Raw genomic sequence first — 12,134 nt, 5'->3', positions numbered from 1 at the left:
CTACCGCAGGAGGCGCAGATGACCGGGCACGTTTCTTTCGGACCGCCGCCGCAAACGGTTCCGGTCCTTCCCGCCTACATTCCGGTGGACGTCGACATGACGATGATCAAGGCCCAGGTCGCCGCCACCGGGGTCAGCGCGCCGCCGGCGGCCATGCCCGGTTTGCTCGAGGTGGTCAACCAGGCGCACGCCGACGGCATCAACCTCAAGATCGTGCTGCTCGACCACAACCCCCCGAACGACACCCCGCTGCGCGACATCTCGACCGTGGTCGGCGCCGACTACCACGACGCCACCGTCCTGACGCTGAGCCCAAGTTACGTCGGCAGCTACAGCACGCAGTTCCCGCGCGTCACCCTCGAGGCCGGCGAGGACATCGCCAAGACGGGCAACCCGGTGGTCTCGGCCCAACATTTCCTGCACGAGCTCGACACGCCCGAGTTTCCCTGGACCGGCCTGACGATCTTCCTGTTGATCGCGGTCTTCGCCGCGGCGGTCGGCACCCGATTGCTGCAGGTGCGCGGCGAGCGCTCAGCAACCTCGGACGAGTCGGCGACCGCCGAGGACGCCGAGGCCAACACCCGGCCCTGACGACTCGCGGCTAATTGGGCAAACGGCCCAGGTCACCGTTCGGTCACATTAAACGCACGTAGAGAGTGCGATTTCGGTGGAGCGTTTGCACGCCCACCTGTGTGACGTACGGTGCAAATGATGCTGGTGTTGTCTTTGGCGCCTTACGAGAATGCTGTGGCCGGCGCCGCCCGTCGCGTCGAGCCGTAGGAGACCTAGTCGAATGAGACGCACACGCTGGGGGTCTTCCGCGCGACCGACCGCAAGATTGCTCCGGCCCGTCGTGCCATCGGTGTTGAGCGTGGCCCTCTTGGTGTGCACTCCGGGACTGGCGGAGGCTGACCCCGCCGCCGACAACCTCGCGGCCCTGATCGCCAACGTCGCCAAGGCCAACCAGCGCCTGCAGAACCTGAGCGCCGAAATTCAGACCGAGCAGGAAAGCGTCAACAAGGCCCTCGTCGATGTGGAGACCGCCCGGGACAACGTGGTCACCGCCCAACACGATCTGGAGACCAGCCAGCAGGCGGTCAAGGACGCCAACGCGGCGATCGCCGGGGCGCAGCAGCGCTTCAACACGTTCGCCGCGGCCGCCTATATGAACGGACCGTCGAGCAGCTACCTGACCGCCAGCAGCCCCGACGACATCATCGCCACCGAAGCCGCCGCCAAGAGCCTGACCGCCAGTTCGCAGACCGTGATGGCCAAGCTGCAGCAGGCCCGCACCGAGCAGCTGAACAAGGAATCGGCGGCGCGGCTGGCCAAGCAGAACGCCGACAAGGCCGCCGCCGACGCCAAGTCCAGCCAGGATGCCGCCGTGGCGGCGCTGACCAATTCCCGGCAGAAGTTCGACGAACAGCGCGAGGACATGATCCGGCTGGCCGCCGAGCGGAACCAGGCGCAGGCCAAGCTCGAGGCGGCCAAGCGGGAGGCAGCCGCCCGGCAAGGGTCGGGCGGCTCCCCGGCGTCGGGCGATCGCTGGGAGGCGGGAACGCCCGGCGGGGCGGCGCCGTCGTCCGGGGCCCGCCAGTGGGACGGCGCCTGGGACCCCACGCTGCCGATGGTCCCGAGCGCCAACATCCCCGGCGACCCGATCGCGGTGATCAACCAGGTGCTGGGCATCTCGGCAACCTCGACACAGGTCACCGCCGGTCTCGGCCGCAACTTCCTGCAGCAGCTGGGCATCCTCAAGCCCGACGACACCGGCATCACCAACGCGGCGCCGGGCGGGGTCGGCGGCCGGATCCCCCGGGTCTACGGGCGGCAGGCCACCGAGTACGTGATCCGGCGCGGCATGTCGCAGATCGGTGTGCCCTACTCCTGGGGCGGCGGCAACGCGGCCGGCCCGAGCAAGGGGATCGATTCCGGGGCCGGCATCACCGGTTTCGACTGTTCGGGCCTGGTCCTGTACTCGTTCGCCGGGGTGGGCATCAAGCTGCCCCACTACTCGGGCTCGCAGTACAACCTGGGCCGCAAGATCCCGTCCTCGCAGATGCGCCGCGGCGACGTCATCTTCTATGGCCCGGGCGGCAGCCAGCACGTGACGATCTACCTCGGTGACGGGCAGATGCTCGAGGCTCCCGACATCGGGTTGAAGGTTCGCGTCGCCCCGGTGCGCACCAGCGGCATGACCCCCTACGTGGTCCGATACATCGAATGGTGATCCAGTGAGAACTGAACGGGAAGTCATGCGCCGCAAGCGATTCCGTCTCATCAACTTCGCCTGGATCACCACCGTGGTGACCGGGCTGATGCTTTCTGTGGCCGGCCCCGCTCCGGTGGCCGCGGCCGATCCTGGCGCGTGGGATCCCACCCTGCCGGCGCAGATCAGCGCCGGCGCCCCGGGGGACCCGCTCGCCGTCGCCAACGCCTCGCTGCAGGCCACCGCCCAGGCCACCCAGACCACGTTCAACCTGGGCAAGCAGTTTTTGGGCGGGCTCGGCATCAACATCGGCGGCGATCCCGCTCCCAGCGCGGCCACCCCCTCCAACCCCGGCGGCAAGATCCCGCGGGTCTACGGGCGGCAGGCCATCGAGTACGTGATCAAGCGCATGGGGTCGCAGATGGGCGTGCCCTACTCCTGGGGCGGCGGCTCGCTGGACGGGCCCAGCAAGGGCGTCGGCGACGGCGCCAACATCACCGGCTTCGACTGCTCGGGGCTGATGCGCTACGGCTTCGCCGGGGTCGGCGTGCTGATCCCGCGGTTCTCGGGTGACCAGTACAACGCCGGGCGCCACATCCCGCCGGATCAGGCCAGGCGCGGGGACCTGATCTTCTACGGCCCGAACGGCGGCCAGCACGTCACCATGTACCTGGGCAACGGCCAGATGCTGGAGGCCTCCGGCAGCGCCGGGAAGGTTACGGTCAGTCCGGTTCGTAAGCCGGGGATGACGCCGTTTTTGACCAGGATCATCGAGTACTGATCGCGGGGGCCGGCGACCCATCGGCCGGGCGAGCGTCGACGGGGACCGGCAGGCCTGGAATAGTTGGACGAGGGCACGTCGCTGCCCGGCAGTCGTGTCCGATTGAGCGTGGAGGGTTCTTGATGACAGCAGCAGGTGGGCCGCCGCCAGGCGCCAGTGGTTACTCGGGCCCGGGCGGGCAAGCAGGTTCGCCGGCTCACGAAGCGCCGACGGGCGGGGGCAACGGACTGGCCGCCGAGGTCCAGACCCTCGAGCGCGCCATCTTCGAGGTCAAACGCATCATCGTCGGCCAGGACCAGCTCGTGGAGCGGATGCTGGTCGGCCTGTTGTCCAAGGGCCACGTGCTGCTCGAGGGTGTGCCGGGCGTCGCCAAGACGCTGGCCGTCGAGACGTTCGCGCGGGTGGTCGGCGGGACGTTCGCGCGCATCCAGTTCACCCCCGACCTGGTGCCCACCGACATCATCGGTACCCGCATCTACCGGCAGGGCAAGGAGGAGTTCGACACCGAACTCGGCCCGGTGGTGGTCAACTTCCTGCTCGCCGACGAGATCAACCGCGCGCCCGCCAAGGTGCAGTCGGCGCTGCTGGAGGTCATGCAGGAACGCCACGTCTCGATCGGCGGCAAGACCTTCCCGCTGCCCAACCCGTTCCTGGTGATGGCCACCCAGAACCCGATCGAGCACGAGGGTGTGTACCCGCTGCCCGAGGCGCAGCGCGACCGCTTCCTGTTCAAGATCAACGTCGGCTACCCGTCGCCGGAAGAGGAGCGCGAGATCATCTACCGGATGGGCGTGCGCCCGCCGGAGCCCAAGCAGATCCTCAACACCGGCGACCTGTTGCGGCTGCAGGACATCGCGGCCAACGTCTTCGTGCACCACGCGCTGGTGGACTACGTAGTGCGCGTCGTGACCGCCACCCGTCATCCCGAACAGCTCGGCATGAACGACGTCAAGACGTGGATCTCCTTCGGTGCGTCGCCGCGCGCCTCGCTGGGTATCATCGCCGCCTCTAGGTCGCTGGCGCTGGTCCGCGGCCGCGACTACGTGATTCCGCAAGATGTCGTGGACGTCATTCCCGACGTCCTGCGGCACCGGCTGGTGCTCACCTACGACGCGCTGGCCGACGAGATCTCGCCGGAGATCGTCATCAACCGGGTGCTGCAGACGGTCGCCCTACCCCAGGTGAATGCCGTTCCGCAGCAAGGGCATTCGGTGGCCCCGGTGATGCAACCCGCCGGCGCGGCCAGCGGTCGGTGACCGGGCCCAAGGGGCGGTCGGCTGTCCATCCCCCGTCGATGCAGCGCGGGCAGATCGATGACCCGAAGCTGTCGGCGGCGCTGCGCACCCTCGAGCTCACCGTCAAACGCAAGCTCGACGGTGTGCTGCACGGCGATCACCTCGGGCTGATCCCGGGCCCGGGCTCCGAGCCGGGGGAGTCGCGCGAGTATCAGCCCGGCGACGACGTCCGCCGCATGGACTGGGCCGTCACCGCGCGCACCACCCATCCCCACGTTCGGCAGATGATCGCCGACCGCGAGCTGGAAACCTGGTTGGTGGTGGACATGTCGGCCAGCCTGGACTTCGGCACCACGGTGTGCGAGAAGCGCGACCTGGCGGTGGCGGCCGCAGCCGCGATCACCTTCCTCAACAGCGGCGGCGGCAACCGGCTCGGCGCGATCGTGTCCACCGGCGCGAACATCACCCGGGTGCCCGCCCGCTCCGGCCGCCAGCACGAGCAGACGCTGTTGCGCACCATCGCCACCACGCCGCGCGCGCCGGTCGGGGTGCGCGGCGACCTGGCGACGGCGATCGACGCGCTGCGCCGCCCGGAACGCCGGCGCGGCATGGCGGTGATCATCAGCGACTTCCTCGGGCCGATCAACTGGATGCGCCCGCTGCGCGCGGTCGCCGCCCGGCACGAGGTGCTGGCCGTCGAGGTGCTCGACCCCCGCGACGTCGAACTGCCCGACATCGGCGACGTGGTGCTGCAGGACGCCGAGTCCGGGGTCACCCGCGAGTTCACCATCGACGCGCAGCTGCGCGACGACTTCGCCAAGGCCGCCGCGGCGCACCGCGCCGACGTGGCGCGCACCATCCGCAGCTGCGGGGCCCCGGTCCTGACGCTGCGCACCGACCGCGACTGGATCGCCGACATCGTGCGGTTCGTGGAATCCCGCCGGCGCGGGGCATTGGCGGGGCGGCAGTGACTCGCATATGAGCCTGCCGCTCCTGGGCCCGATGTCGTTGTCGGGCTTCGAACATTCGTGGTTCTTCCTGTTCCTGTTGGTCGTCTTCGGCCTGGCCGCGCTCTACATCCTGATGCAATTGGCGCGGCAGCGGCGCATGCTGCGGTTCGCCAACATGGAGCTGCTAGAAAGCGTTGCGCCCAAACGGCCTTCGACGTGGCGGCATGTGCCGGCCATCCTGCTGGTCGCGTCGCTGGTGCTGTTCACGATCGCGATGGCGGGCCCGACGAACGACGTCCGCATTCCCCGCAACCGCGCGGTGGTGATGCTGGTGATCGACGTGTCGCAGTCGATGCGCGCCACCGACGTGCAACCCAACCGGATGGCGGCGGCCCAGGAGGCGGCCAAGCAGTTCGCCGACGAGCTCACCCCCGGCATCAACCTGGGGCTGATCGCGTATGCGGGGACCGCGACGGTGTTGGTGTCGCCGACGACCAATCGGGACTCGACCAAGGCCGCGCTGGACAAGCTGCAGTTCGCCGACCGCACCGCCACCGGGGAGGGCATCTTCACCGCCCTGCAGGCCATCGCGACGGTCGGCGCGGTGATCGGCGGCGGCGACAAGCCGCCGCCGGCGCGCATCGTGTTGTTCTCCGACGGCAAGGAGACGATGCCGACCAACCCCGACAACCCGAAGGGCGCCTTCACCGCCGCGCGCACCGCCAAGGACCAGGGCGTGCCGATCTCGACGATCTCGTTCGGCACCCCGTATGGCTTCGTCGAGATCAACGACCAGCGCCAACCGGTACCGGTCGACGACGAGACCCTCAAGAAGGTGGCCCAGCTCTCGGGCGGAAACGCTTACAACGCAGCGTCTTTGCAGGAGCTGAAGGCCGTCTACGCGACCCTGCAGCAGCAGATCGGCTACGAGACGATCAAGGGCGACGCGAGCGTGGGCTGGGTGCGGCTGGGCGCGCTGGTGTTGGCGTTGGCGGCGTTGGCGGCGCTGCTGATCAACCGCCGCCTGCCGACTTGAGTCTTCGCCGTCCCGCTGAGCCCGCTTGTAACGCCACGGCGGGATTCCGCGGGCAGATTCATACGGTCAATGCAATTTCCACGTTTGAGGAGGTTGCAGGTGTCAGTTGCTTATCCGCGTTCGATGCGGCGAGAGTTCTTTGATCGGGTGTGTGCAGGGGAATCATTGCGTGAAGCCGGCCGTCAGGTCGGTGTGTCGATCCAGACCGGATGGAGCTGGTGGCATGACGCTGGATCAATGCAATTACGAAGTGGTACGGGCTCTGATACCGGCCTTGCCGAACCAGGTGATCTGACCCGGCCGGGCGCGCGGGGACACCGGCTCAGTTTCGATGAACGCCTGGTGATTATGCGGGGTCTGGACAAGGGCCTCACCCAGGTCGAGATCGCCGACGAGCTCGACCGCGACGCCAGCGTCATCTCCCGTGAGCTCAAACGCAATCGCAATCCCGACGGGGATTACCACGCTGGTCTTGCCCATGCCCGCGCCGCCAAGAAAGCCAAGCGTCCCAAAGCATTCAAACTCCAAGACCGCGCGCTATGCGAGGCCATAGAGGACTGGATGGATCAGGGATGGAGTCCCAAACTGATCGCCGATGTCTTGGCGCGCGATCACCCCGATGACAGGCTGGCACGGGTGAGCCACGAAACCATCTACCAGTGCCTCTACGTCCAAACTCGTGGTCAACTGCGCGCCGACCTGAGTAAGCGTTTGTCGACGAAACGCGCGGCCCGCAAATCCCGGGACCACACCGAACGGCGGGGGAAATTCCACGATGTGTTCACCATCAGCGACCGGCCCGCCGAGGCCGCCGACCGCGCGGTGCCCGGCCACTGGGAAGGTGATCTGATCGTCGGCCCCAACAGCGCCATCGGCACCCTGGTCGAGCGGTCCACCCGCTTTACGATGCTGCTGCATTTGCCCGGCGATCACACCGCCGAGACGGTGGCCGGCGCGATGATCGAAGCGATGCGCCAGTTACCCGAACACCTTCGTCGATCAATCACCTGGGACCGTGGCAGCGAAATGGCCCGCTGGCGCGACATTCACCTGCAACTCAACACCCCGGTCTATTTCTGCAATCCGCACTCGCCCTGGCAACGCGGCACCAACGAAAACACCAACCGCCTCCTGCGCTTCTGGTTCGAAAAGGGCAGCGACCTCAGCGGTTACACCCCAGCAGACCTCAAACGCATCCAAGACACCCTCAACCGACGACCGCGCCCAACCCTTGACCTCGACACCCCCGCCCAACGCCTGGCCGCCCTCCTCGACCAAGCCGCCTAACAAAAATGCATTAGCCACTTGACTTTGAGGCGCGATTTTTCGCCCTGGCGTTACAAGCGGCGGCCTCGGGCGTCGCGCACCCGGCGAATGATGTCGGAGGGATGGTGCTCGGCGATGACGCGGACGACGATCCAGCCGTAACGCTCGAGCATCTCGAGCCGGCCGATGTCCTTGGCGTATTGGGCGCGCAGGGACCGATGGTGGTCGCCGTCATACTCGACCGCGACCTTGATGTCCTCCCACCCCATGTCCAAATACGCCTCGGCCCAACCCCATTCGTTGCGTATGGCGATCTGTGTCTGCGGCCGCGGGAAGCCGGCATCGATCAACAACAGACGCAGCCACGTTTCCTTCGGGGACTGAGCCCCGCCGTCGACCAGTTCGAGAACCACCCTGGCGGCCCTCATGCCGTGGCGGCTGCGGTAGCGGTCCGTGAGCACCTCGACGTCGGCCATCTTCAGCTCCGTCGCTTGCACCAGCGCATCGATCGCGGCGACAGCGATGGCTCTGGGATGACGACGTGCCAAGTCAAGCGCGGTACGCGCCGGCGTGGTGATGCGCATCTGCTCGACGACGGTGATCTCGTCCGGTTCGATGCGTTCCTCCCAGACGTGTACGCCCGGGGCCGGACGTCGATTGGTATCGATGATCTCGGCGGGTCGGGACGGGTCGATCCACCGAGCGCCATGCATGGCGGAGGCCGAGAAGCCCGCCAGGACGCCCCGTCGGCGCGATCGCAGCCAGCACGCCTTGGCCCGCAGCATCGCCGTCAGTTCGGCATCCCTCGGCAGGTACACATCGCGATGCAGGGCGACGTAACGACTCCGCAGCTCATGCCGCGACATCAGTCGAGCGGCCAGGGCTTCACTGCCCAGGAATGGGTCGGTCATGACGAGAGTGTGCTGAGTCACACCGACACCGGATCGCGCTCGTAACGCCACGGCGGGATTTCGCGCGATTTTTCGCCCTGGCGTTACGGCCGGTGGGAAAAAGGGGGACGAGTGAAAAGGGGGAGGTTTCGGCCCGCGTGAGCCGAGGCGATAGGTTGACGGGGTGACTGACACGGCCACCGAGAACACCACCGAAAGTGCTGCCGACTACGGCAGACCCGCATTCGTAGCCCGCTCGGTCCTGGTTACCGGAGGAAACCGGGGGATCGGTCTGGCGATCGCGCAGCGGCTGGCCGCCGACGGCCACAAGGTGGCGGTCACGCACCGGGGATCCGGGGTGCCCGAGGGGTTGTTCGGCGTCGTGTGCGACGTCACCGACAACGAGGCCATCGATCGCGCCTTCAAGGAGGTCGAGGAGCACCAGGGCCCGGTTGAGGTGCTGGTGTCCAACGCCGGCATATCCAAGGACGCATTCCTCATCCGGATGACCGAGGAGCGGTTCGAGGAGGTCATCAACGCCAACCTCACCGGGGCGTTCCGGGTGACCCAGCGCGCCGCGCGCAGCATGCAGAAAAAGCGGTTCGGTCGCATCATCTACATCGGCTCGGTCTCCGGCAGCTGGGGCATCGGCAACCAGTCCAACTACGCGGCCGCCAAGGCCGGCCTGATCGGCATGGCCCGCTCGATCTCCCGCGAGCTGTCCAAGGCCAACGTGACCGCGAATGTGGTGGCGCCGGGCTACATCGACACCGAGATGACCCGTGCCCTCGACGAGCGGATCCAGGCGGGTGCGCTGGACTTCATCCCGGCCAAGCGGGTCGGCACCGCCGCCGAGGTCGCCGGGGTGGTCAGTTTCCTGGCATCCGAGGACGCCAGCTACATCGCCGGCGCGGTCATCCCGGTCGACGGCGGCATGGGTATGGGTCACTGATTTCAACGACGACACAACGACTTTAAGGACGGACATGGCTGGACTGCTCGACGGCAAACGGATCCTGATCTCGGGGATCATCACCGACTCGTCGATCGCGTTTCACATCGCCAAGGCGGCCCAGGAAGCCGGGGCGCAGTTGGTGCTGACCGGTTTTGACCGGTTGCGCCTGATTCAGCGCATCGCCGACCGGCTGCCGGAGAAGGCGCCGCTGATCGAGCTCGACGTGCAGAATGAGGAGCACCTGAACTCGCTGGCCGAGCGGGTGACGGCCGAGATCGGCGACGGCAACAAGCTCGACGGCGTGGTGCACTCGATCGGGTTCATGCCGCAGACGGGCATGGGCATCAACCCGTTCTTCGACGCGCCGTACGAGGACGTCTCCAAAGGCATTCACATCTCGGCGTATTCGTACGCCTCGCTGGCCAAGGCGACGCTGCCGATCATGAACCCCGGCGGTTCCATCGTCGGCATGGACTTCGACCCGAGCCGCGCGATGCCGGCGTACAACTGGATGACGGTCGCCAAGAGCGCGCTGGAATCGGTCAACCGGTTCGTGGCGCGCGAGGCGGGTAAGTTCGGCGTCCGCTCCAATCTCGTTGCCGCGGGCCCGATCCGGACCCTGGCGATGAGCGCGATCGTCGGCGGCGCGCTGGGCGAAGAGGCCGGCGCCCAGATGCAGCTGCTCGAGGAGGGTTGGGACCAGCGCGCCCCGATCGGCTGGAACATGAAGGACCCGACACCGGTCGCCAAGACGGTGTGCGCGCTGCTGTCGGACTGGCTGCCGGCGACGACGGGGACGATCATCTACGCCGACGGTGGCGCCAGCACGCAATTGCTTTAGGGCCTAATGGAATTCGACGCCGTCCTGCTGCTGTCCTTCGGTGGGCCGGAAGGCCCCGAGCAGGTGCGGCCGTTCTTGGAGAACGTCACCCGGGGTCGCAACGTGCCGCCGGAACGCCTCGACCACGTCGCCGAGCACTACCTGCATTTCGGCGGGGTGTCACCGATCAACCGGATCAACCTGGCGCTGATCGAGCAGTTGCGCGCCGAACTGACCGACCGCGGCCTGGACATCCCGGTCTATTTCGGCAACCGCAACTGGGAGCCCTACGTCGAAGACACCGTCGCAACCATGCGCGACAACGGGATTCGCCGAGCGGCGGTGTTCACCACCTCGGCGTGGAGCGGCTATTCCAGCTGCACACAATACGTCGAGGACATCGCTCGGGCGCGACGCGCCGCCGGGCCGGACGCACCCGAATTGGTCAAGCTGCGGCCGTATTTCGACCACCCGCTTTTTGTCGAGCTGTTCGCCCGGGCGATCACCGACGCGGCCGAGACGGTTCCCGGCGCGCGCCTGGTGTTCACCGCGCATTCGATCCCGGTGGCCGCCGACGAGCGGCTGGGCCCGCGGCTGTACAGCCGGCAAGTCGCCTACGCCGCAAGCCTTGTGGCGGCCGCCGCCGGATACGGCGATTACGACCTGGTATGGCAGTCGCGGTCGGGGCCGCCGCAGGTTCCGTGGCTTGAGCCCGACGTCGCCGACCACGTGGCGGCCCTGGCGGAGGCGGGCACGACGGCCGTCGTCGTCTGCCCGATCGGTTTTGTGGCCGACCACATCGAGGTGGTGTGGGACCTCGACCACGAGTTGGCGGGACAGGCCGAGGCCGCGGGGATAGTCATGGTGCGGGCGTCAACGCCCAACGCCCACCCGCGTTTTGCGCAACTGGCCGTCGACCTGATCGACGAATTGCGCCACGGCCGGGCGCCCGAACGCGTGACTGGTCCCGACCCGGTGCCCGGCTGCCTCGCCAGCGTCGACGGCGCGCCATGCGAGCCGCCGCACTGTGCGGCCCGCTATCAGGACTAGTCCGCCCAGGCCGAATGCAGGATCGCGGTCACGGCGGCCATCCGCGCCGAACGCACCACGGCGGTCAGCGGTCGCAGCGCGTCGCTGGCGATGCGGGCCTCCGACGACGACTGCGTGCCCAGCGGTTCGAGGCCGGCGGCGATGGGCGCGGCGAAACGGTCCGGTGAGTCGGACCGGCTCAGCCCCGCGCTGACCGCGATGATGGCGTCGACGTGCGCGGCGTTCTCCAGCACCCGCAGCGCGCGCGACGGCGCGTGATCCGGAATGCGGTGTTGCCGTGCGGATTCCAGCAATTGTTCGACCAGTCCCCGCGGATCGTCGACGTCGGCCGCGGCCGAGCCCAGCCCGATGGTGCCCAGCGCGTCGGCGGCCGAGCGCACGGCGGACCGCAGGGTGTATTCGGCGTCGCCCAGCTCGTAGTGGTCGAGTATCGGGGCGCCGGGCAGCGAGTACACGGTCCACGTCAGCGTGCACAGTTCGGCCAGGCCGGTCTCGTAGTCGTCGGGCGTGTCGTCGTCGTCCTGATAGGAGAATTCGGGGACCAGGCCGACGGCGGTGGCGGGGGTGTGGGGGTTGGCGATGATGATCGCCTCGCCGGCGGACAGCGCGTCCCGCTCGAACTGTGTTCCCGGGGCCAGGCCGCGCACATCGCCGGGTACCGGCAAAACCATGTTGATGGTCCCGCGCATCAGGGGAGGCGCCCCCCGCGTCGACGTGGGGCGGCCCACCGCGGCGCGCAGAGTCTGCAGCAGCGTGACCGTCCCGGCGTCGTTGACATCGGGCCACGGCAGCCCGGTATGACCCGCCGCCACGGCATCATACGCGGTCACCGATTGCTTTGGCGCCCAAACGGATAACGCGTCCAGGACGTCGTCGGGCGCGGCCTTACCCGCGAGCCAGGCATTGGCCCACAGGGACAACGAAACACTGGGACACCACACC

General features: G+C 67.9%; 11 protein-coding genes and 1 pseudogene. 10 read left to right on the top strand and 2 right to left on the bottom strand.

From position 1 onward, the window contains the following. Positions 1–18 precede the first annotated feature (18 nt). The 7 genes from K883_RS23725 (at position 19) to K883_RS23695 (ending at position 7,498) form a co-directional block, all read left to right on the top strand. Positions 19–591 (top strand): Rv1476 family membrane protein, encoded by a 573-nt coding sequence (locus K883_RS23725; protein WP_020822897.1) that lies wholly within the window; start codon positions 19–21, stop codon positions 589–591. 202 nt (positions 592–793) lie between these two features. Then, positions 794–2,230 carry an NlpC/P60 family peptidoglycan endopeptidase RipA gene (gene ripA / locus K883_RS23720; RefSeq protein ID WP_051197740.1) on the top strand — a complete coding sequence of 479 codons (1,437 nt, stop codon included), beginning with the start codon at positions 794–796 and terminating at the stop codon, positions 2,228–2,230. A gap of 25 nt (positions 2,231–2,255) precedes the next feature. After that, entirely contained in the window at positions 2,256–2,990 is a 735-nt protein-coding gene (gene ripB, locus K883_RS23715; protein WP_008257972.1) for an NlpC/P60 family peptidoglycan endopeptidase RipB, read from the top strand. A 122-nt stretch (positions 2,991–3,112) separates the two neighbouring features. Next, positions 3,113–4,246 (top strand): chaperone MoxR1, encoded by a 1,134-nt coding sequence (locus K883_RS23710; RefSeq protein ID WP_020822895.1) that lies wholly within the window; start codon positions 3,113–3,115, stop codon positions 4,244–4,246. A gap of 38 nt (positions 4,247–4,284) precedes the next feature. Beyond that, entirely contained in the window at positions 4,285–5,196 is a 912-nt protein-coding gene (locus K883_RS23705) for a DUF58 domain-containing protein (RefSeq protein WP_020822894.1), read from the top strand. 7 nt (positions 5,197–5,203) lie between these two features. Next, positions 5,204–6,211 (top strand): VWA domain-containing protein, encoded by a 1,008-nt coding sequence (locus tag K883_RS23700; RefSeq protein WP_008257965.1) that lies wholly within the window; start codon positions 5,204–5,206, stop codon positions 6,209–6,211. A gap of 93 nt (positions 6,212–6,304) precedes the next feature. Further along, positions 6,305–7,498 carry an IS30 family transposase gene (locus tag K883_RS23695; RefSeq protein WP_369751691.1) on the top strand — a complete coding sequence of 398 codons (1,194 nt, stop codon included), beginning with the start codon at positions 6,305–6,307 and terminating at the stop codon, positions 7,496–7,498. Positions 7,499–7,548: 50 nt separating this feature from the next. Here K883_RS23695 and K883_RS23690 read toward each other — a convergent pair whose 3' ends face one another. Next, positions 7,549–8,388 carry a type IV toxin-antitoxin system AbiEi family antitoxin gene (locus tag K883_RS23690; RefSeq protein WP_020822893.1) on the bottom strand — a complete coding sequence of 280 codons (840 nt, stop codon included), beginning with the start codon at positions 8,386–8,388 and terminating at the stop codon, positions 7,549–7,551. Between the two features lie 163 nt (positions 8,389–8,551). On the opposite strand from K883_RS23690, the gene fabG1 reads away from it, so the two are divergent. The 3 genes and pseudogenes from fabG1 to K883_RS23675 form a co-directional block, all read left to right on the top strand. Beyond that, positions 8,552–9,319 carry a 3-oxoacyl-ACP reductase FabG1 gene (fabG1, locus tag K883_RS23685; RefSeq protein WP_008257961.1) on the top strand — a complete coding sequence of 256 codons (768 nt, stop codon included), beginning with the start codon at positions 8,552–8,554 and terminating at the stop codon, positions 9,317–9,319. A gap of 34 nt (positions 9,320–9,353) precedes the next feature. Continuing rightward, complete coding sequence (inhA, locus tag K883_RS23680; RefSeq protein WP_009953267.1) at positions 9,354–10,163, top strand: NADH-dependent enoyl-ACP reductase InhA; 810 nt, start codon at positions 9,354–9,356, stop codon at positions 10,161–10,163. Between the two features lie 6 nt (positions 10,164–10,169). Then, a pseudogene (locus K883_RS23675) lies at positions 10,170–11,217 on the top strand (ferrochelatase); the annotation flags it as partial. Here K883_RS23675 and K883_RS23670 read toward each other — a convergent pair. Next, entirely contained in the window at positions 11,189–12,133 is a 945-nt protein-coding gene (locus tag K883_RS23670) for a hypothetical protein (protein WP_014711972.1), read from the bottom strand. The pseudogene K883_RS23675 and the gene K883_RS23670 overlap by 29 nt on opposite strands. Position 12,134 lies beyond the last annotated feature (1 nt).

This window comes from Mycobacterium sp. TKK-01-0059 (assembly GCF_000709305.1).
GTDB classification, from domain to species: Bacteria; Actinomycetota; Actinomycetes; order Mycobacteriales; family Mycobacteriaceae; genus Mycobacterium; species Mycobacterium intracellulare.
The sequence above is the reverse complement of the archived record's forward strand: the minus strand, read 5'-3'. Positions and strand labels throughout refer to the sequence as shown.